This window comes from Streptomyces sp. NPDC056628 (assembly GCF_042792555.1).
Lineage (GTDB): Bacteria > Actinomycetota > Actinomycetes > Streptomycetales > Streptomycetaceae > Streptomyces.
Genome location: NZ_JBHTWG010000018.1, coordinates 120683 through 140611, shown reverse-complemented (window position 1 = coordinate 140611; position 19929 = coordinate 120683). Strand labels below are relative to the sequence as shown.

At 67.5% G+C, this 19929-nt stretch carries 22 protein-coding genes and 1 riboswitch; of the genes, 8 read left to right on the top strand and 14 right to left on the bottom strand.

The window, feature by feature from the left end; genetic code table 11:
• The first annotated feature begins 282 nt into the window (after positions 1–282).
• Positions 283–519: a JAB domain-containing protein gene (locus ACFRAC_RS22330; protein WP_382926317.1), complete on the top strand. Its 237-nt coding sequence runs from the start codon at positions 283–285 to the stop codon at positions 517–519.
• 64 nt (positions 520–583) lie between these two features.
• On the opposite strand, the gene ACFRAC_RS22325 is transcribed toward ACFRAC_RS22330, so the two are convergent.
• The 11 genes from ACFRAC_RS22325 to ACFRAC_RS22275 all read right to left on the bottom strand — a co-directional run bounded on the left by ACFRAC_RS22325 (position 584) and on the right by ACFRAC_RS22275 (position 9798).
• Positions 584–1522 carry a restriction endonuclease subunit S gene (locus ACFRAC_RS22325; protein WP_382926308.1) on the bottom strand — a complete coding sequence of 313 codons (939 nt, stop codon included), beginning with the start codon at positions 1520–1522 and terminating at the stop codon, positions 584–586.
• Positions 1523–1718: 196 nt separating this feature from the next.
• A complete protein-coding gene (locus ACFRAC_RS22320; protein ID WP_382926305.1) occupies positions 1719–3218 on the bottom strand; it encodes an N-6 DNA methylase in 1500 nt (499 codons plus the stop codon).
• 1 nt (position 3219) lies between these two features.
• Positions 3220–3423, bottom strand: a complete 204-nt coding sequence (locus ACFRAC_RS22315; RefSeq protein WP_382926321.1) for a hypothetical protein — start codon at positions 3421–3423, stop codon at positions 3220–3222.
• The gene (locus ACFRAC_RS22310) at positions 3372–3827 is read right to left on the bottom strand and encodes a nucleotidyl transferase AbiEii/AbiGii toxin family protein (protein ID WP_382926302.1); all 456 of its coding nucleotides are present in this window, start codon (positions 3825–3827) and stop codon (positions 3372–3374) included. The genes ACFRAC_RS22315 and ACFRAC_RS22310 overlap by 52 nt, the downstream gene beginning before the upstream one ends.
• Positions 3828–4049: 222 nt before the next feature.
• Positions 4050–4649, bottom strand: coding sequence for a hypothetical protein (locus tag ACFRAC_RS22305; protein WP_382926299.1), 600 nt, complete (start codon positions 4647–4649; stop codon positions 4050–4052).
• Positions 4650–4733: 84 nt separating this feature from the next.
• On the bottom strand, positions 4734–7199 hold the full coding sequence (gene hsdR, locus ACFRAC_RS22300; RefSeq protein ID WP_382926296.1) for an EcoAI/FtnUII family type I restriction enzme subunit R: 2466 nt from the start codon (positions 7197–7199) through the stop codon (positions 4734–4736).
• 530 nt (positions 7200–7729) lie between these two features.
• On the bottom strand, positions 7730–8035 hold the full coding sequence (locus tag ACFRAC_RS22295) for a hypothetical protein (protein ID WP_382926293.1): 306 nt from the start codon (positions 8033–8035) through the stop codon (positions 7730–7732).
• Positions 8032–8775 (bottom strand): GntR family transcriptional regulator, encoded by a 744-nt coding sequence (locus ACFRAC_RS22290; protein ID WP_382926290.1) that lies wholly within the window; start codon positions 8773–8775, stop codon positions 8032–8034. The genes ACFRAC_RS22295 and ACFRAC_RS22290 overlap by 4 nt, the downstream gene beginning before the upstream one ends.
• Entirely contained in the window at positions 8772–8996 is a 225-nt protein-coding gene (locus ACFRAC_RS22285) for a hypothetical protein (protein ID WP_382926314.1), read from the bottom strand. Before ACFRAC_RS22285 ends, ACFRAC_RS22290 begins: the two co-directional genes overlap by 4 nt.
• Before the next feature lie 199 nt (positions 8997–9195).
• Entirely contained in the window at positions 9196–9507 is a 312-nt protein-coding gene (locus ACFRAC_RS22280; RefSeq protein WP_382926286.1) for a hypothetical protein, read from the bottom strand.
• Positions 9508–9519: 12 nt separating this feature from the next.
• Complete coding sequence (locus tag ACFRAC_RS22275; RefSeq protein WP_382926284.1) at positions 9520–9798, bottom strand: hypothetical protein; 279 nt, start codon at positions 9796–9798, stop codon at positions 9520–9522.
• 78 nt (positions 9799–9876) lie between these two features.
• On the opposite strand from ACFRAC_RS22275, the gene ACFRAC_RS22270 reads away from it, so the two are divergent.
• The 7 genes from ACFRAC_RS22270 (at position 9877) to ACFRAC_RS22240 (ending at position 17310) form a co-directional block, all read left to right on the top strand.
• Complete coding sequence (locus tag ACFRAC_RS22270; RefSeq protein ID WP_382926281.1) at positions 9877–10635, top strand: GntR family transcriptional regulator; 759 nt, start codon at positions 9877–9879, stop codon at positions 10633–10635.
• Positions 10636–11007: 372 nt separating this feature from the next.
• On the top strand, positions 11008–11292 hold the full coding sequence (locus tag ACFRAC_RS22265) for a hypothetical protein (RefSeq protein WP_382926278.1): 285 nt from the start codon (positions 11008–11010) through the stop codon (positions 11290–11292).
• A gap of 125 nt (positions 11293–11417) precedes the next feature.
• The gene (gene rlmN, locus ACFRAC_RS22260) at positions 11418–12524 is read left to right on the top strand and encodes a 23S rRNA (adenine(2503)-C(2))-methyltransferase RlmN (RefSeq protein ID WP_382926276.1); all 1107 of its coding nucleotides are present in this window, start codon (positions 11418–11420) and stop codon (positions 12522–12524) included.
• 24 nt (positions 12525–12548) lie between these two features.
• Positions 12549–12654, top strand: a riboswitch (TPP riboswitch).
• 77 nt (positions 12655–12731) lie between these two features.
• Entirely contained in the window at positions 12732–13826 is a 1095-nt protein-coding gene (locus tag ACFRAC_RS22255; protein ID WP_382926272.1) for a thiamine ABC transporter substrate binding subunit, read from the top strand.
• Complete coding sequence (locus ACFRAC_RS22250) at positions 13802–15469, top strand: ABC transporter permease (protein WP_382926269.1); 1668 nt, start codon at positions 13802–13804, stop codon at positions 15467–15469. The genes ACFRAC_RS22255 and ACFRAC_RS22250 overlap by 25 nt, the downstream gene beginning before the upstream one ends.
• Positions 15470–16489: an ABC transporter ATP-binding protein gene (locus ACFRAC_RS22245; RefSeq protein WP_382926265.1), complete on the top strand. Its 1020-nt coding sequence runs from the start codon at positions 15470–15472 to the stop codon at positions 16487–16489.
• Positions 16490–16512: 23 nt separating this feature from the next.
• Positions 16513–17310 carry a maleylpyruvate isomerase family mycothiol-dependent enzyme gene (locus ACFRAC_RS22240; RefSeq protein WP_382926261.1) on the top strand — a complete coding sequence of 266 codons (798 nt, stop codon included), beginning with the start codon at positions 16513–16515 and terminating at the stop codon, positions 17308–17310.
• Between the two features lie 72 nt (positions 17311–17382).
• Here ACFRAC_RS22240 and ACFRAC_RS22235 read toward each other — a convergent pair whose 3' ends face one another.
• The 3 genes from ACFRAC_RS22235 to ACFRAC_RS22225 all read right to left on the bottom strand — a co-directional run bounded on the left by ACFRAC_RS22235 (position 17383) and on the right by ACFRAC_RS22225 (position 19880).
• On the bottom strand, positions 17383–18036 hold the full coding sequence (locus ACFRAC_RS22235; protein ID WP_382926259.1) for an LAETG motif-containing sortase-dependent surface protein: 654 nt from the start codon (positions 18034–18036) through the stop codon (positions 17383–17385).
• A 183-nt stretch (positions 18037–18219) separates the two neighbouring features.
• Entirely contained in the window at positions 18220–19341 is a 1122-nt protein-coding gene (locus ACFRAC_RS22230; RefSeq protein ID WP_382926256.1) for an LOG family protein, read from the bottom strand.
• Positions 19342–19460: 119 nt separating this feature from the next.
• Positions 19461–19880 carry a VOC family protein gene (locus ACFRAC_RS22225; RefSeq protein WP_382926254.1) on the bottom strand — a complete coding sequence of 140 codons (420 nt, stop codon included), beginning with the start codon at positions 19878–19880 and terminating at the stop codon, positions 19461–19463.
• Positions 19881–19929: the final 49 nt, after the last annotated feature.

Below are 19929 nucleotides of genomic sequence, written 5' to 3'. Positions count from 1 at the left end.
GCCGCCAACACCGGGGAATGACCAACATCAACTGACGCAGTGGGGGTCAATTTTCACCCGCCGGAACCGGCTCACTATTCAAGCGTCGCCGACAGATGGGGCCGGCAAAGGCGGCGCGCGTCGCGGCCGCCTTTCATCTTGGGGGCCGGGCAGCACCGGCCGAGGTCGAGAGTCGGCAATACGTCTGCGGATCCGCCGACCTGGCCAGGATCGCGACACCGCTGCTGACGGGCCTGAGGCACGAACGGGTCGTGGTCGTCGTGTGACGCGGCTGACGCGGTCCTGCGGAGGGCGACGCTAACCGAAGACGCGGTTGACCGCTCTCTTCTTCCTGTCCGCGATGTGCTGGCCCTGGTCCTGGCCACTGACGGCACAGCCTTCGGCGTGGCCCACAACCACCCCACGGGCCGCGTAGAGCCCAGTGAGCCCGACCGCCGCGCGACAGCCCGCCTGGCGGCGGGAACGGAGGCGGTCGGGCTTCGGTTCCTGGACCATGTGGTGGTCACGGACCGGGAATGACGGTCGTCGGGTCGGTCGGGTCGGGTGGAGGCCACCTCCGGCTGAGAGTCGGCTCCGGGGCCGACTACAGCTGTCCCGAGAACGCAGCGTTGAGGAGGGCGGAACGAAGAGCAGCTACTTGTGCAAGCTGTTCTGCTCCGGCTTCAGTCGTCTGCCGAACCATGCTGAGCTGCCGTGCAACGCGTCGTTGCTCAGCGAGACTGGGAAGCGGGACCGTAGTAGCAAGAAGCCGATCCACATTCACACGTTGCCGCCTGGCCCCCATACCTGTTCCCTTGTCCTTGAGAGCATCGTGCAGCCCGGGCCAACGAGCAAGGTGGGACATGTACTCAACGTCGGCGACGGAAGGGTCGATGTCGAACGTAGGGAATTCGTGCGAGACGTGGACGCCTTCGAACTCTGCTGGAACGACGGCGAGCGAGCCCTCCCAGCCAAACAGTTTGCTGTAGACGAATTGCCCCGCATGCAGCCGGTTATATCGAGGATACTTCGTGTCGCTACCGGAATTGACTGGGCGGTGAAAAAGGCCCCGTCCACGGTTGAGGATGCCCGCAGTCCGGTAGTCCTCGTCGGGGTCCACGTCCACGAAGTCGCTACTCGGGCGCAGTGCCGCGGAGAGCGGCGCTAGTTCTTCGATGGGCCGAAGCAGCGAGTCCCTGTGCTGCTGGGCGAGCTGACTGGAATGCTCCCGAAGGGTAGCGAATTGTGCGATGCGCGACATCGTGGCGTCGAGTTTGTCGGCAACGCGGCACTGCTCCGCTAGATCAGGCAAGGGGACCTCAATTTCCAACAACTTCTGCGCAGAAACTCGCTCCCTCCGGGCCCCGATCCCCTTTGATTCCCCTTGCAGTTTTCGCCAGAATGTCGGCCACGAGCAAAGAAACTTGACATAACGAACGTCGGCTTCACGGTTCGATACTTCGAAGGTTGGAAACTCAGGTGAGGCGTAATATCCGTCGAGGCGTTCAGGAATCAAAGAAATGGCACCCTCGAACGCCTTCAACCTACTCATCACAATATCTCCGGCGCGGAGTCTATTCAATACCTTGTAAGACGTCTCACTTCCACGGATCTCCTCACGAGGGAATACGCCATTCCCAAATCCTCGAACACCGGCAATCTGGTACGTATCGGCTTCCTCTACGGGGACCTGCGTCACCGCGAGGGACAAGGCGTTACCGAGCGGGCGCATCCGATAGTTACTCACTGATACCACCGAGTTCTTGGCGCATCTCTTCCAGCAGCCCTAGGATTTCGCTCTCCGTCTTGATGAGATCGTTTACAAGCTCCTCCGGAGAGCGGTGGTCCACATCCTCCCCGACATGCGGGTTGGAGACGTCGAGATTGAACCCAGCCTTCTCAATCTCGGTGGCCGGTACCTTCCACGCGTTGCCGCCCTCTTCGCGACCCTCTCGTTTCTCGCCACCCCACCACTCCACACACGGCTCGAACTCCTCGACCCGCAGCGGCTTCGTCTTGGTATAGCCTCGGCGCCCTTCCGGCAGCGAGACCTCGTAGAACCAGACTTCCTCCGTCGGCCTACCCTTCTCGAAAAACAACAGGTTCGACGGGATCAGGGTGTACGGCGCGAAGACGCCCTGAGGCAGGCGGACGATGGTGTGCAGGTTGCACTCCTTCATCAACTTCTGCTTGATACGTGCACCAACACCACCATCGGAGAGACTTCCATTCGGCAGGACGATCGAGCAGCGCCCACCCTTCTTCAGCTGGTCAAGGATGGCGTGCACGAAGAGCCACGACGTCTCCTGAGTCTGGTAACCCTTCGGGAACTTATCGATCACCGACCGCTCTTCCTCACCTCCGAACGGCGGATTCGTCAGCACCACGTCCACCCGGTCCGCCGCCGTAGCGTCCCGCATTTGCAGCAGGGCGTTCTCTCGGACCAACCGTGGCGCACCGATGCCGTGCAGCAGCAGGTTCATGCTGGCCAGGAGGTACGGGAGAGACTTCTTCTCGATTCCGCGGATGTCGTCGTGCAGCTGCCTGCGCTGGGTGTCGGTCTCGACTCGCTGCACCAGGTCCTCGTACGCCTGGACCAGAAAGCCACCGGTACCGCAGGCCGGGTCAAGGATCGACTCCCCGAGCCTGAGGAAGGATTGCTGCACCATGAAGCGGTTGACGGGGCGAGGGGTGTAGAACTCGCCGGAGTCACCGGCTGCGTCTCGCATCTCCTTGAGGATCGACTCGTAGAGGAACGCCATCGTGTGGATGTCGTCCGAGGAGTCGAAGTGGATCTCGTCCACCAGGTTCACCAGGTCCCGGAGGAGGGTCCCAGACTGCATACGGTTGTTGACGTCCTTGAAGATGGTCGACAGAACGTTCCGCGGATCCTCGGCGTCGCCGTCGGCGCCCTTCAGTTCGGCGAGATAAGGGATGAGTTCGTCGTTGACGAAGGCCTTCAGTTCGTTACCGCTGAAGTCCGGCTTTCTCGCCCAGTCCTGCCATCGGTACGGCTCTTCGATTGCGGGACGATAGTCAGGGTCAAGCAGCGGTCCCACTCGCTCGACACGCTGGTCGAATGCCTTGAGGAACAGCAGCCAAGAGAGCTGGGGGAGGCGGTCGAGATCACCGTTGAGGCCGGCGTCCTTGCGCATGGTGTCGCGTGCCGACTTGATGACGGACGCGAGTCGCGCCCTTGACGTGGTGGCCACAGCCGCCTTCTTCTTGGTGGACGCCATCTCAGTCTTTCTGCTTCGGTTCGGCTTCGCCGTTGTCGGTGAGGCTCTCGGCCAGTTCGGGGTAGATCTGGGCCCAACTCGGCGGTGGTTCCGGGAGCACCGCCGGCACCTCATGTGTCGCTCGTACGGCGAATACATGCCGTACGGCATCAACTACGGATGCGTCCGGGACCAGGCCGCTCTCGATGAGTAGTACCAGGTCCACCAGGTCCTTGACTCTGGTGTTGGTCGGTCGCCGTAGTCGCGGGTGAAGGCGTGCAGCGTCTCGGCAAAGTGCTGGCGGCGATCCACAGCCTCGATGTCCTGGGGCGGAGTTCCGTCGAAGCCCAGGGTGTTGGGCAGCGGAAGCCTCTCCAGGGCGATCTCCTCTCCCCGTGCGACGACGTCTATGCGCACGGTCGCGAAGGTCCTGCCCGCCAGTCGGGACTCGACGGAGAAACACCAGCCGCCCCGCCCTGCCGTCCGCCCTGAGTTCGATGGGAGGGGACACCTGGAACAGGAAGCCATCCTTATCCTCGTCCACTGCGAGTACGTCAATGAGGAGTTCGCGCACTGCTGGGCCGGCAAGTCCTGGTTCGCCGTCCGGGCGGGGCGGGCAGCGAGGTCCATGTCCTTGGTTGTGCGCGCTCTGCCACGTAGACGGAACTCCATCACTGCCCCCGCCCTTGAGAACCCAGCCCGCTGCCGGGTCAGCGGAGAGGCGGGCTGCAACTGGGTCGAAGACGACGAGACGACGCCGCCTAGCTAGATCTGTACCGGTATCGGCTGCCTGTTGCTTGAGTCGGACCTCAAGGGCCCGTCGGAGCGCGGTGGCGTGACGATAGCGATCGGTCACTGGGTCTCCTGAAGCGCCCGCTCGACACCGAGTTCCGCTCGCGCGCCCAGCCGCTGGGCCGTGTGGAGGAGGCGTCGCCGGGTGGCCAGCCCCCGTTCCAGAGTCTCGGCGACGGCGGAGTCCACTACGTCCTGGTCCACCTGCGCGGCCGCGCACTCGATGATCGCCCGTACCGGTGTCGTCACGCGGTAGCCGTCACGCTCCTCGATCTCGTCCTGGGCGAGCTCGGCCCGGTGAAGGATCACGGCATCGTCTTTCTGTCGAAAGCCGGGAGGGACTGTGAGGTGGATCTGTGAGGGGTTGGCCGTCCCCAGGTCGTGCACAGACAGGGCGGTGGTGTGCGAAACGATCGCGCGCCCCTTGCTCCACAGGGACCAGCGGACCAGATGGTCGTCCTCACCGCCCGGCAGGACGTCGAACTCACGGAAGCGGTAGATACCACGGTCGACGGCCGTCCAGTTGCCACGCTGGGAGTGGTACCGCTGGGCTTGATACGAGTACCCAGCCTCAAGCGCCTGAGCTGCTGTGAAGTAACCACGCTGCCCGCCGGCGATGCGCCAGAGGGCAGCCCTGGTGTCCGTACGGTCCCTAAGCACTTTTGCAGCCTATCAGGGCGTTCAGCTAAAAGTCGTCTTTAGTTTGGCAAGAACCATCAGCATCAAACTACAGTTTTATTTTACTCATGAAGCTTCCAGTAGCCGCTTGCTCAGCTCGTCAATGGCCTCGTGCAGCGACTTGGCGCCGCCGAAGCGGTTCGCCAGCTCGACCACTGAACCCATCTCGGTGAACGGGCGCACACCGAGGGTTTCCGGCTTGAGCTGGGGCGAGCCATGCTCGGCGAACTTCAGCAGCATCTCCTCCAGCACCTGTCGGGCTTGAGGCTGGAAGGACTCTAGGAAGTCCCGGTGCTCGTGCAGGAACCGATACAGCCGGTCTTCCCGGCTGACAAGCGGCAGTCCCCAGGCGACGTTGAGGAGCAGGTCGACCGGATCAACATCCGGGCTGCCGAACTCCTCAGGTAGTTCCTCCGCCTCGACGTCTGCGGTGTGGAGGATGGCCATGAGTTCGCGCCGGCTCTTGGCGACGGCCCACTGGGAGCGCAGCTTGTCCGGTGCGAGGTCGAGTTCGAGTACGCGGTCGTGTACCCACTGCTGGATGGTCACCAGCCTCATCGTCCGGCCGTCCGTGTCGAGCTGGTAGCGCCGCTCGCCCCACTTGTAGACCCGTACTCCGTTGACCACGTACCGCCTGCCGCGGGATTGGATGCGGTCCACCTCTTCGGGGTCGTCCACCCTGTCATCGGCACGGGGCTCGTCGAAACTGCCGCCGTCCGTCTGCTCGTACGCGGCCTCGGGCTCAGCCACGCTCTCCGGGTCGATCTCGTCGCCCTCGGGGGTCTCCGGTGCGCTCCCGACCACATGCCCTTGCTCGTCGGCGGTGTCACGTACGACGCGGAGCGGAGGACCGTCAAACCCGGGGTCGTTGAAGAGCCGAGTGGCCTCGACGAAGTCGATGATGTCGAAGGACCCCTTGCCGATCTCCGGGCACAGACGGGTGCCCCGACCGATGGTCTGTTTGAACTCGGGCATCGAACCGATGCGCCGGAACAGAACGATGTTGCGTACGGCCGGCAGGTCGATACCGGTGTTGAGTAGCTTCGACGTCACGGCGATTACTGGTTCGTCGGAGTCGTCCTTGCGAAAGTCATCGAGCAGAGCCCGGCCATGGGGGCCGTCGGCGTCGGTGATCCGTACGACATAGTCGTGGTGCGCCTGTACCTCCGCCGAGGCAGCGTTGAAGAGGGCCGTGCGCATGCGTGCGGCGTGGTTGTTGTCCTCGCAGAACACGATGGTCTTGCCGTGCTTGCCGTCCTCCGCGGTGGAGCGCAGGTAGTCGATGACGTACTGCGCCGCCGCCTCCGTGCGCTCCAGGATCACCATGACCCGCTCGAAATCCTTCGGTCCATAGACGCCCTCCGGGATCTCGTTGCCGTACTTGTCCCGCTGCCCTGGCGCGGTCTGGTAGCCCTCCATGTCCACGTTGAGCCGGACCCGGCGCACCCGGTAAGGGGCCAGGAAGCCGTCCTCGATGCCGTCGGCCAGCGAGTAGGTGTAGACGGGCTCGCCGAAGTAATCGAAAGTGTCGGCCTCCTTCTTACTCATCGGGGTGGCGGTCAGCCCGAGCTGGGTCGCAGGTGAGAAGTGCTCCAGGACGCGACGCCACTGCGAGTTGTCCCGGGCGCTGCCCCGATGGCACTCGTCCACGATGACAAGATCGAAGTAGTCGGGTTCGTAGCGACGGAAGAGTTCTTCCTCATCGCCCTTCTCCAGCGCCTGGTACAGAGCGAAGTAGATCTTCCGACCTCGCACGGGTTCGCCGCTGATCTTGTGGACGTCGTCTTGGCCGAAGACGGGGAGGAAGTACTTGTCCTTGGGGTCGTCGACAAGCATCGAGCGGTCCGACAGGTACAGAACCCTGGGCTTGCGGCCCGATATCCACTGGGACCTGTAGAGCTTGGCAACCGTCTGAAGGGCCACCATGGTCTTCCCCGTACCGGTGGCCAGCACGAGAAGGATCCGCTTCTGCCCAGCGGCGATGGCCGCGAGGGTGCGGGCTACCGCGACGCGCTGGTAGTAGCGGGGCCGCTTGGCGGTGTTGTCCGAATTTCGCAGCGTGTGATCGTAGGGGGCAGACAGGAGTTCGCGCCCGACGTTGGAGTCCGCCTGCTGGTCGGCCAGATAGCGACTCCAAAGCTCCTCGGGCGTGGGGAATCGGTCGATGTCCCGGATCGTGGGAGCATCACCGCTATAGTCGATCTCCACGATCTGTCGGCCGTTGGTGGCGTAGGCGAAGGACAGCCCGAGCTTTGCGGCGTACCGACGAGCCTGCTCCACACCGTCGTTGGCATCGACTCGGTAGCGCTTGGCTTCGACAACCCCGATAGGGACGTCCGGTGCGTACTCCAGCACATAGTCGGCAACAAGAGGGTCGCCGTAGACGTGCCGTTTCGGCGTGGGTGTGAGCCGTCCGTCGTTGATACGGAACTGCGGGCGAATCTGATCACTGGTCCACCCGGAATCCGCGAGGGCAGGTATGACCAGGGCTCGGCACGTCTCGTCTTCTGTCATCCCCTGTGCAGCTGTCACCACACGGAGAGTAGTGCCGCTGATCGCGGCTGTCCTCAACATTGGCTAGATCCAGCTTCTGCCTCTCACTGGCGTGTAGGGGACGGTGTCGCCCCCCGACAGCTCGAGGTGGTACCGGTGAGCGGCTCATGCACCATTCGTGGACGAGTCACCAGCAACTGCCGCCCTAAAATTGGCTGAGCAGGGGGAAAGCGGCGAGCAGAAGAGGTCTCCGGAGTCCTTGCAGTGCCGCGACTTGAATCGGCCGTCACAGCTTCCCTGGTTGACGAGACCAGCAGCGTGGTTGAGGCCCGTCGAGGTGCGGCGAGGCACACGCGTGCGTGGTCGGTCGGCGCGCCCACTGTCGTGGCTGGCTGTCGTCGGCTGAGGTTCAGGCCGCCGAATATGGGCCGCTTTCTCTGTTCCGGTGCCCCCAGTCTCAGCGGTAGCCGGCGTAATGCGGCGGGGAGGGGAGCCGAGTCGTGCTCGGGCTCCCCTCCCCCGTTGAGACGGAGGGTTGTCGGCGGCAGGCGTTGCTTGCGGACGCTGCCTCAGAAGCCGCGCGGTGGTTCGCTCACCCCCAGGAGGTGACCTCGGCTGGTGGCGACGCGGAGTACGTCCCGGAGAGTGCCGGTTAGTTCAGCGGTCAACCGGCGTAGCTCTTCCGGGTCCGCGTCCTGGTCGTCGAGTGTGTTCGAGGTGCGCTCCAACAGAACGGCAGCTGTGTTGAGTTGGTCCGCTTCGATGTTGTCCGCCAGGCGGGACATGTAGCCGCCCTTGTCATCCGTGCTCAGGTAGCAGGGCTTGCCCTCCGGGCCCGACCACGGGAGAAGACGCAGTTCATTTCGTGTTGTCATCCTGGCGTCTGCCTCTCGTCGGACGTGTGGTGGGTGGTGAAGACTGCGTCGGCTCGATCCCCTGGGAAGACCAGGAGGGCCGCCTCGACCACTCGACCGGTGGGATCGGTCGCGACGCGCGTGATCGCCAGAACTGGCGTGACCAAGTTGGTTCGCAGGGTCGATGACTCGTCCGGCGTCGGCGGGCGGGCGCAGACCGTTTCCCGGACAGCGGCCAGCGGAGGGCCGAGTACGGCGAATCTCTTAGCTGCTTCAGGGCACGAGGATTCGTCGTCGAGAACTCCGACCGGCGCCAGGTCACGCGGGATGTAGATACGGGCCAGTCCGTGCGGCGACTCCCCCTCGTGGCTGACGCAGAAGAACTCCGCGAGAGGACTGCCCGTCGGCACCCTCAGCAAGGTAGTCAGGTGTCTGTCTGCCTGGACCGTGGCGGTACGAACGGTGACGCGTAGGGACGCTTCGGCGGCGGTCCACGGGTCCAGCGTCCCCCAGCCGCCGACGTACACAATCCGGCGGAGGGGGCGGCGGACGAAGTTACCCTTGCCGTGAATCTTCTCGACGAGGCCTTCGCCCTGGAGCACCGCGAGAGCACTCCGAAGTGTCGCTGTGCTGACCTTGTACTGACCCGCCAAGCCGGCTTCGGACGGGAGTCGTTCGCCGGGTTTGAGGTGGCCGGTCGTGATCTGGTGCCGGAGATCGTCGGCGATGTGGTGGTGGCGAGGAGGCACTGGCCGGGTCACCGCCTTCTCAGCATCCGCACGGCGACGAGCCGGGTCCGCGTGTGTATGGTCAGCAACTCGCCTGAGTCGAAGAGGATTTGCTTCGCGCCTTGGGCGAGTTGGAAGAGGTCCTGCACCCGGCAGGCCCGGCCTCCGAGTTGGATGATGTCGCCGCGCTGTACGGTGGCCGCGGTCACCTCGACGTTGGATGCCAGCGTGCCGCCGGGTGCCCTTTGCCTCACCGCTGCACCTCCGAAGACGTCGTCTGGCCGGGCATCGAATGGCACGGGCAGTCGCACGCCTCGTAGACCACCGGGAGGTCGACCGGCGCGGAGGCCGGAGAGGACTCCGCGCAGTCGTGGTGGGTGCCAATCCCGCATGCTGTCGATCGGTAGGGGACGGCCGAGGTGTCCGTGACGCGGGTCTGTCGACGGGGGTACATCAGCGGACCCCCACCAGAGCCGACCACGCGTCGGCTGGCAGATAGGGAGCGACCACCACTTCGCGCGTCTTCACGCGCTTCTCCCAGGCCAGTACGTACGGGCGGACGAGTGCGATGTCCTCACCCCTGAGCGTTGACCGGTGGTCCACGACATCGGAGGCACGCCGGCGGGCGGCCGTCGTGCTGTCCGAAGACAAGGAGGAGGTGGCGGTGGCCGACGGTCCGGAAGTCGTTAAGGGGCGGCGATGCCTGCCCCTGGGGAAGTGCCGGTCTCTGGTGAGCGAGACGGCACGGCGGATACGGTTGAGCATGCTGCTCAGCTCCTATCGCTGATGGCCCGGTCCCCCGACATCGCCCGTCGTGGGGACCGCTTTGCGTACGACCGCCCAGAGGGTGCGGCCGTTCATGCTGGTGGCGAGGAGGCCGAAGTGGTCGGCTTCCGCCACCACGTCCAGGACCTCCCGCCACGACTCGGCGGAGAGCGCGTCCGGCACTTCCGCCTCCACCGACGTGTGCCGGGGGTGTTCCTCCACTCGTGTGAGCAGCCCGAGGGCGGACAGCCGGGCGGCAAGGGCCGCCGCGCTAACTCCCGAAGCGGGCACAGGGCAGCCTCCGTCACCAGCGATCACTTTGAGTGAAGTTAGTTAACTAGATTAGAGCTAGTGGACTAGATTTTCCATATGTCTGAGCAGCCGCCCTATCTCCGCATCGCCGACGAACTCCGGCGACGGATCGCGGAGCACGTGTGGGAGCCGGGAGACCGCCTGCCCTCCCGCGCCCAGATCGGCGAGGAGTGCGGTGTGGGCGAGAACGTGGTCCGCCGAGCTCAGGAGTTGCTGATCTCCCAGGGTGTGTTGGAGGGTCGTGCGGGATCGGGCACATACGTCGCCGAGCTGCGGCAGCGCGTGCGGGTGGTCCGTTCCTCGGCGCGCGAGCAGCCCAATGGCTCGCCCTTCCGCGCGGACATGAAGGCCGTCGGCAGGCAAGGGGACTGGGAGAGCAGGACCGACGCCAAGGTGTCGGCGCCGGCGGAGATCGCGGCACGGTTGGGTATCGCCGAGGGCGAGCTGTGCGTCCGCACGACGTACGAGTTCCTGGCGGACGGCAGGCCCGTGCAACTGTCGACGAGTTGGGAGCCGTACGACCTCACGGCCGGCACACTCGTCGTCCTCCCCGAGGGAGGGCCGTACGCCGGGGCGGGCGTCGTGAACCGCATGGCCGCGATCGGTATCACCGTCGGCCACGCCGTAGAGCAGCCGGAGCCGCGGCAGGCAACCGCCGAGGAGGCGTCGCTCCTGGGCATCCAGAAGGCCGGTCTCGTCACGCACATCCGGCGGACGTACTACAGCGACGAGGGGCGGCCCGTGGAGACGGCGGACATCGTGGTGCCCGCCGCTCACTGCGAGATCGTCTACGAGATCCCGATCAACCGTCCGTAGCGGCCTGCGGGACCCGGGCGAGCAGGTCTGTGGGTGCCGCGCCTACCTTCGGCGTCGGATGTACCAACCAGCCACCAGCACGATGAGGATGGCAACCACGAAGGCCCACACGGTCGTTCCGCCGTGGTACGAGCGGTAGGCAGTCAGAGCAAGCATGTTCAGGCGGATACCCCGGGCGTGCGGCTTCAGCCGACGCGCGTCGTCCGCCCCTCTGCCGAATGCGTGTCGAAGGCGCCGCGCGTCCGCGATCGTCAGCCGAAGAGCACGAGGTCAGGGGGCAATGCCGATGATCTCGCCAGGCGCCTTCTAAGCACTGGTCCCAAGGGTCATGATCTACCGATGGATGAGTACGCGTGGCCTACGGGTCCTGAGGTGCCAGCCGCGGACTTGGTGCGGAAGAGCTGGGAGACAACCGTCGCGGCCCTGCCCATAGAGGCCCGGGTCACCGGAGAGGTCATCGGGCGCCGGCCCTTCGGCGTCTTCATACGTATAGACGGCGTGCCGCACGCCGTAGCGCTGGCGGAGATCACGGCCATGCCGCAGGGGATGGACCTCCCGGCCCTGGGCACCTTCGTCAGTGGGGCGGTCTACTGGCACACCGCACATAACCACCAGGTCAAGGTCCGGCTCGACGAGTGGCAGGCGGCCGACGAGTGATCGCTGCTGGGCCGTCCCTGGGCCGTGCGAGGTTGGCCGATGATGACAGACGGCACCCGTGGGTGACCGCCCCCACCCCGCTCCGGCCTGGGCATCCAGAGTTGATCTGCCACACTGGAAGAGTTATGCCTGCACCCGGAGAACTCACATTCGTCGCCCCGCGCGGAGCCAAGAAGCCGCCGCGGCATCTTGCCGATCTCACGCCCGGTGAGCGCAAGGACGCCGTCGCCGCGATCGGCGAGAAGCCGTTTCGTGCCAAGCAGCTCTCGCAGCACTACTTCGCGCGGTACGCGCACGATCCGGAGCAGTGGACCGACATCCCCGCCGGGTCCCGCGCCAAGCTGCGGGAGGAGCTGCTGCCCGAGCTGATGACCGTCGTGCGGCATCTGTCGACCGACCAGGGGACCACGCGTAAGACGCTGTGGCGGCTGTTCGACGGGACCCTCGTCGAGTCCGTGCTCATGCGGTACCCGGATCGGGTCACCATGTGCATCAGTTCGCAGGCCGGGTGTGGGATGAATTGTCCCTTCTGTGCCACCGGGCAAGCGGGGCTCGACCGGAATCTGTCCACCGCTGAGATCGTCCATCAGATCGTTGACGGGATGCGGGCGCTCAGGGACGGGGAAGTGCCCGGGGGGCCCGCTCGGCTGTCCAACATCGTCTTCATGGGGATGGGCGAGCCGCTCGCCAACTACAACCGGGTCGTCGGCGCCATCCGGCGGCTCACCGATCCGGAGCCGGACGGGATGGGGCTCTCGCAGCGGGGGATCACCGTCTCCACCGTCGGGCTCGTGCCCGCCATCCACCGGCTCGCCGATGAAGGGCTCAAGAGCCGGCTCGCCATCTCGCTGCACGCCCCCGACGACGAGCTGCGCGACACCCTCGTCCCCGTGAACACACGGTGGAAGGTGCGCGAGGTGCTGGACGCCGGGTTCGAGTACGTCGCGAAGACCGGCCGCCGGCTGTCCATCGAGTACGCGCTCATCCGGGACATCAACGACCAGGCCTGGCGCGGTGACCGGCTCGGGCGGCTGCTCAAGGGCAAGCCCGTGCATGTCAACCTCATTCCGCTGAACCCGACGCCGGGCTCGAAGTGGACCGCCTCGCGGCCCGAGGACGAGAAGGCGTTCGTGGAGGCCATCGCCGCCCACGGTGTACCGGTGACGGTCCGGGACACCCGTGGTCAGGAGATCGACGGGGCGTGTGGTCAGCTCGCCGCCACCGAGCGGTAGTCTGACCGGCGTCCACACATCTGCATATTCCGACAGGGGAGCGCCACAGCGCTGAGAGTGCGGCACCGGCCGCAGACCCTCCGAACCTGGCCCAGGTCATTCTGGGTAGGGAGATCGGTCATCACTCGAGCTGTTGCGCCCTGCCCGAGCCCCCCGGGGGCCACGGGCAGGGCCGCGTCTCTTCCTGGTCACCCCAGGAGGAATTCAGTGAGCATCACCAAGAAGGCCACGGCCCTCGGCGTCGGGCTCGGTCTTGTCGCCCTGCCGGTGCTGACCGCCTGCGGCTCGTCCGACGACGGTGCCGGCGGCAGCGGCGGCGGTTCGCGGACCGTCACCCTGGTCAGCCACAACTCGTGGGCCGTGTCCAAGGACGTCCTCGCCGGCTTCGAGAAGCAGTCCGGCTACAAGGTCCGGGTCCTCGAGGACGGCGACGCGGGGCAGGCCGTCAACAAGGCCATCCTCACCAAGGACAACCCGCAGGGCGACGTCTTCTTCGGCGTGGACAACACCCTGCTGTCCCGGGCCCTCGACAACGGCCTGTTCCAGTCGTACGAGGCCAAGGGCTCCGACCGGGTCCTGCCCGAGTTCCGGGTCGACCAGGGCAAGCACCGGGTCACCCCCGTCGACACCGGCGACATCTGCGTCAACTACGACAAGGCGTACTTCAGCGAGCGCAAGCTGGACCCGCCCACCTCGTTCGGCGACCTGGCCAAGCCCGCGTACAAGAACCTCCTCGTCACCGAGAACGCCTCCACCTCGTCGCCCGGCCTCGGGTTCCTCCTCGGCACCGCCGCCAAGTACGGCGACGACGGCTGGCCGGACTACTGGAAGAAGCTGAAGGCCAACGGCGTCAAGGTCGTCGACGGCTGGGAGCAGGCCTACAACGAGGAGTTCTCCGGTTCGGCCGGCGGGAAGAAGGCGAAGGGCGACCGGCCCCTCGTCGTGTCGTACGCCTCCTCGCCGCCCGCCGAGGTGATCTACGCCGACCCCCGGCCCTCGACCGCGCCGACGGGTGTCGTGGACGACACCTGCTTCCGGCAGGTCGAGTACGCCGGTCTGCTCAGTAACGCGGGCAACCCCACGGGCGGCAAGGCGCTGATCGACTTCCTGCTGACCAAGACGTTCCAGGAGGACATGCCGCTGAACATGTTCGTGTACCCGGTGCGGAAGGACGCCCAGGTGCCGAAGGAGTTCACGGAGTACGGGCCGCCGGCGAAGAACCCCGAGACCATGGACCCGGCGAAGATCGCCGCCCACCGTGACGACTGGGTCAAGTCGTGGACCTCGCTCGTCCTGAGGTAACGGCACGCCGCACGCGGGGCGCGGCGACGAGGCTCGGTCTCGTGGCCGTGCCCGTCGCGTTCTTCGCGGTCTTCTTCGCCTACCCGGTCGCCGCGATCGTCGCGCGCGGCCTGAACGTCGACGGGGCGTGGCGGTTCGGTCGGCTGTGGGACGTGCTCGGGCAGTCCGACATCCGGCACGTGCTGTGGTTCACCACCTGGCAGGCCCTCGCCTCCACCGCGCTCACCCTGCTGATCGCGCTGCCCGGCGCCTATGTCTTCGCCCGTTTCGACTTCCCCGGCAAACAGGTCCTGCGGGCCGTGGTGACCGTGCCGTTCGTGCTGCCGACGGTCGTCGTCGGCACGGCGTTCCTCGCGCTCGTGGGCCGCGGCGGGCTGCTGGACGAGCTGTGGGGCGTACGGCTGGACACCACCGTGTGGGCCATCCTGCTCGCGCACGTCTTCTTCAACTACGCCGTCGTCGTAAGGACGGTGGGCGGCCTCTGGGCCCAGCTGGACCCCCGGCAGGAGGAGGCCGCGCGGATGCTCGGGGCGTCCCGGTGGACCGCCTGGCGGACCGTCACCCTGCCGGCGCTCGGGCCCGCCGTGGCCGCCGCCGCGCTCATGGTCTTCCTGTTCACCTTCACCTCCTTCGGTGTGGTCCAGATCCTCGGCGGTCCGGCCTTCTCCACTCTGGAGGTCGAGATCTACCGGCAGACCTCCGAGATCTTCGACCTGTCCACGGCCGCCGTGCTGACGATCGTGCAGTTCCTGGCGGTCGGCACGATCCTCGCCGTGCACGCCTGGACCGTACGGCGGCGGGAGAGCACCCTGCGTCTGGTCGACGCGTCCGTGACGGCGCGGCGACCGCACGGTGCCGGGCAGTGGGCGCTGCTCGCCGGTGTCCTGGCCGTCGTCGCCGTCCTGCTGGTGCTGCCGCTGGCCGTCCTGGTGCGGCGCTCGCTGGACGCGCCCGGCTTCGGTTACTACCGGGCGCTCACCGAGGCCGACGGCGGGGTCTTCCTCGTGGCGCCGATCGAGGCGATCGGCAACTCGCTCCAGTACGCCGTCGTCGCGACCCTCATCGCCGTGCTGGTCGGCGGACTGGCGGCGGCCGCACTGACCCGGCGGGACGCGGGCCGGTTCGTCCGGGGCTTCGACGCGCTGCTGATGCTGCCGCTCGGGGTGTCCGCGGTGACCGTCGGGTTCGGGTTCCTGATCTCCCTGGACGAGCCGCCGCTCGACCTGAGAAGCAGCTGGATCCTGGTGCCGCTCGCGCAGGCGCTGGTCGGAGTGCCCTTCGTCGTACGGACCATGCTGCCCGTGCTGCGGGCCGTCGACGACCGGCTGCGGGAGGCGGCCGCGGTCCTCGGCGCCTCGCCCTGGCGGGTGTGGCGGGAGATCGACCTGCCGATGGTGCGCCGGGCGCTGCTGATCGCGGCCGGGTTCGCCTTCGCGGTGTCGCTCGGCGAGTTCGGCGCGACCGTGTTCATCGCACGGCCCGACAACCCGACCCTGCCGGTCGCGGTGGCCCGGCTGCTGGGACGCGCGGGTGACCTCAACTACGGCCAGGCGATGGCCCTTTCGACGGTGCTGATGGTGGTGTGCGCGGTGGCGCTCCTGGTGCTGGAGCGGCTGCGCACCGACCGGACGGGGGAGTTCTAGATGCTGCTGAGCCTTACGGACGCGACGGTCCGCTTCGGTGGGCGGGCTGTGCTCGACGCCGTCGACCTGGACGTCGCCGAGCACGAGATCGTGTGCGTGCTGGGGCCGAGCGGCAGCGGCAAGTCGACGCTGCTGCGGGCCGTGGCGGGGCTGCAGCCCCTGGACGCCGGCCGGGTGACGCTGGACGGGCGCGACCAGGCCGGGGTGCCCGCGCACCGGCGCGGTGTCGGCCTGATGTTCCAGGACCACCAGCTGTTCCCGCAGCGGGACGTCGGCGGCAACGTGGCCTTCGGTGCCCGGATGCACGGGGCGTCCCGGCGTGAACAGGCCGAGCGCGTACACGAGTTGCTGGAGCTGGTCGGACTGCCGGGCGCCGCCGGGCGTGCCGTCGCCTCCCTGTCCGGTGGCGAGCAGCAGCGGGTGGCGCTGGCCCGTGCCCTCGCGCCCCGGCCGCGGCTGCTGATGCTGGACGAGCCGCTGGGGCAGCTGGACCGCTCGCTGCGGGAGCGGCTGGTGGTCGAACTGCGGGAGCTGTTCGGGCGGTTGGGTACCACCGTGCTGGCCGTCACCCACGACCAGGGGGAGGCGTTCGCGCTGGCCGACCGGGTGGTGGTGATGCGGGACGGCAGGATCGCCCAGACCGGGACGCCGCTCGAGGTGTGGCAGCACCCGGCGGACCCGTTCGTGGCCCGCTTCCTCGGCTTCGACAACGTGGTCGAGGGCACGGTCGCCGGTGAGGCCGCGGACACCCCCTGGGGCAAGCTCCCGGTCGGTGAGAACGCCGCGCAGGGCGTCCGGCCCCTGTTGGTACGGCCGGCCGGGGTGCGGCTCGTCGCGCCCGACGAGGGACTGCGGTGCACGGTCGCCGCGCGGACGTTCAGGGGCACGCACGTCGCCCTCCACCTGCAGCCGGACGAGGCGCCGCGTCTGGAGGCCGCCTGCGCGCTGCGGGAGGCGCCGGAGGTCGGGGACGTGGTCGGCGTGGAGTTCGACGCGGCGGAAATCGTGGTGCTCGGCTGATCACCGGCGCCTAGGGTGCGGGCATGACGCTGCTCGCACACGATCGCTACTGCGACGAGATAGATCACCAGGTGGGCCTGCTGAGGGCGGTGGTGACCTCCGGTGCCGACCTGTCGGCCACCGTGCCGACCTGCCCCGACTGGTCGCTGGAGCAGCTCGTCCGGCACACGGGGGAGGCCCTGCGCTGGGTGGAGCTGATGGTGCGGAAGCGCGCCGAGAGGGAGATCCCGGAGGAGACCGTGCCGGGCGCCCAGGGACCCGACGCGCAGGGCGACCCCGCCGCGCTCGACGCCTGGCTGGCGGAGACCGGCGACCTGCTCGTGGGCACGCTGCGGGAGGCCGGTCCCGACACCGCGGTGTGGTCCTGGGCCGGGATCCCCACCTCCGGGTTCTGGGCCCGCCGGATGACGCACGAACTCACCGTCCACCGCGCCGACGCGACGCTCGCCGCGGGCCTGCCGTACGAGGTGGCACCGGAGATCGCGGCCGACGCGATCGACGAGTGGCTGGAGATCGTGCGGTGGGCGCAGCGGACCATCCCCGACGACCCCTCGCGCGAGCTGCGCAGGCCCGGCGCGAGCATCCATCTGCACGCCACCGACCCCACGCCCGGCGTGGACGCCGAGTGGTTCGTCGACCTGGACGGGGAGACGATCGTGTGGCGGCGCGGGCACGAGAAGGCGACGGTGGCGCTGCGCGGCACCCTCACCGACGTTCTGCTGGCCTTCTACCGCCGACTGCCCCTGGACAGCCCGCGGTTGGAGGTCCTCGGCGAGCGGGGGCTGCTGGAGTTCTGGCTGGAGCGCGCGACGTTCGGCTGAGCCCGCGCCCGGGGACGGCTGTGGCCCGTCCCCGGGACGGGGACGGGCCACAACTGTCACGGAAGGGCCGGATCAGCCCTCGCTCTTGGCCCCACGGCGACGCAGGCCGAAGAAGACCGCGCCACCGCCGACGGCGACCAGCGCGACCGCGATGCCCGCGATCAGACCGGTGTTGGAGTTCGCACCGGTCTCGGCCAGGTTGGAGTCACCGGCCGCCGGGGACGGGGCGTTCTCCGCCGGAGCGGTGGACGCGCTCTCGGACGGCGCCGGGGTCTCGGTCTCCTCGGCTGGGGTCGAGGCGGAGTCCGACGGCGTCGGCGTCGGCGTGTCCGACGGAGCCGGGGGCTTCTCCTCGTCCTTCTTGCAGGCGGTGGACGGCGTCGTCAGGTTCGGCTTGATGTCCTGGTCGACGTAGCCCGCGGCCTTGACGTGCACGCGGTACTCGGCGTTCGGCTTCCAGTCCTCGGCGAAGGTGATGGTGACGCCCTCGCGCGAGCCCTTGACCGTCTGCTCGCCGACCTTCTCGAGGTCGGCGCCGTTGTTCTGCAGGAACACGGTGACCGTCGCCGGGACACCGCTGGGGTCCTTGTCGGTGACCGTGATGACGCCCTTGTCGCCGTCGCACTTGGCTTCGGCGGAGAATTCACTGATGTCGCACGCGAGCGCGTTGCCCGCGACGGAGAGGGCCAGCGCGGCCGAGGCGGACGCCACGCCCAGGGCCCGCACGGAGCGTGCGACAGTACGGCGGTTTATGGACACGTTTGTCCTTACGGGAGTTACACCACTGAGGGGGGTTGGAAGAGAGCGGTGACGGGACATCACCGTTCCCGTGAGACTCACAGATTTATAAGCGTCGCATAAGTACTGTCAACGCATATGCAGCCTACAGGCGTTGGCTTTGCCGTCTTATTAACCAAGGAGACGTTTCAAGGCCTCCGGCGCCTCCTCGATCCGGTCGACGAGGGCGATCCGTGTCTGCATCGTCCGACCTCGCGCGAGTGACTGGAGCAAGGGCCACACGGGCAGTCGCTCGGTCCAGTGCGCCCGGTCCACCAGGACCATCGGCGTGGGCTCGCCACGCGACGCGTAGTAGTTGGGCGTCGCGTTGTCGAAGACCTCCTGGACGGTGCCGGCGGCCCCGGGCAGGAAGACGACACCCGCCGTGGACCGCGCCAACAAGCCGTCCTCGCGGGTGGCGTTGGAGAAGTACTTGCCGATGTGGGAGGCGAAGGGGTTCGGCGGCTCATGGCCGTAGAACCAGGTCGGGATGCCGACCGAGCGGCCGCCCCGGGGCAGTCGTGCCCGCACCTCGAAGGCGACCGACGCCCACTCGGTGACGGACGGCGTGAACCCCGGTGCCTTGGCGAGCAGCCGCAGCGCGTCGCCCAGCTCCTCGTCGCCGTAAGGGGCGAGATAGGCGCCGAGGTTGGCCGCCTCCATCGCGCCGGGGCCGCCGCCGGTCGCGACGGTCAGACCGGCGCGCGCCAGCTCCCGGCCGAGCCGGACGGCGCCCTCGTACTCCCGGGTGCCGCGGCGCATCGCGTGACCGCCCATCACGCCCACCACCCGTGCGCCGGACAGGAGTTCGTCCAGGGCGTCGGACACGGCGTCGTCGTGCAGCGCGCGCAGCGTCGAGGCGTACACGTCCCGGTCGGCCTTCGTGCGCTGGAGCCAGGCGTAGGCGCGGGCGTCCGGCGTGGCCTCGTAGCCGTCGGCCAGGGACGCGAACAGCTCCTCCGGCGTGTAGACATGCCCCCGGTAAGGGTCGAAGGGCAGGTCCGGGACGGGCGGGAAGACCAGGGCGCCCTCGGCGCGCACCTTGGCGGCCGCGTCCTCACGCATCGGGCAGCCGAGGAAGACCGCGCCCGCAGCACCGGTGGTGAGCAGTTCGCGCGTACGGTCCGTCAGATCGACGGCCTGGACACGGAACCCGGCCAGGGAGCCGCGCGCCGAGACGATCGCGTCGAACTCCTCCAGCGTCTCTATCTCATGGTCGTCGTGGTGGGCCGCATGGGCGGGCATCGTCTGCACCCGCCCATGCTAGGGGCTGTCCTCTCGATCAGACCGGGCTCCCGGCGCCTGGCACCGCGCCTCGCCACGCTGTCGCCGGTCGCCGGTCGAAGCCGAGAGCGGAGGAACCGGGGTGTGCGTCAGCCCTCGACGGCCGCCGGGTCCATCCACACGACCTCCCAGGTGTGCCCGTCGAGGTCGTCGAAGGCGCGGCCGTACATGAAGCCCATGTCCTGGACCTGCTCCGACGCGGTGCCGCCGGCCGCGACGGCCTTCTCCAGCAACTCGTCCACCTTGGCGCGGCTCTCGGCGCTCAGGCAGATCAGCACCTCGCTGGTCGTGGTGGCGTCAGCGATCTCCTTCTTGGTGAAGCTCGCGTAGAACGGCTTGGTGAGCAGCATCGCGACGATGGTGTCGCTGATCACGACCGAGGCCGCTTTCTCGTCGCTGAACTGCGGGTTGATCGAGTAACCCAGCTCCGTGAAGAACTTCTTCGACGCGTCGAGGTCGTCCACGGGCAGGTTGACGAAGATCATCTGCTGGTACGTGGGGGCGGTCATCGGGGTCTCTCCCATCGGTTCGTCACTGTTCGGTGAGGTAGACCCGAGG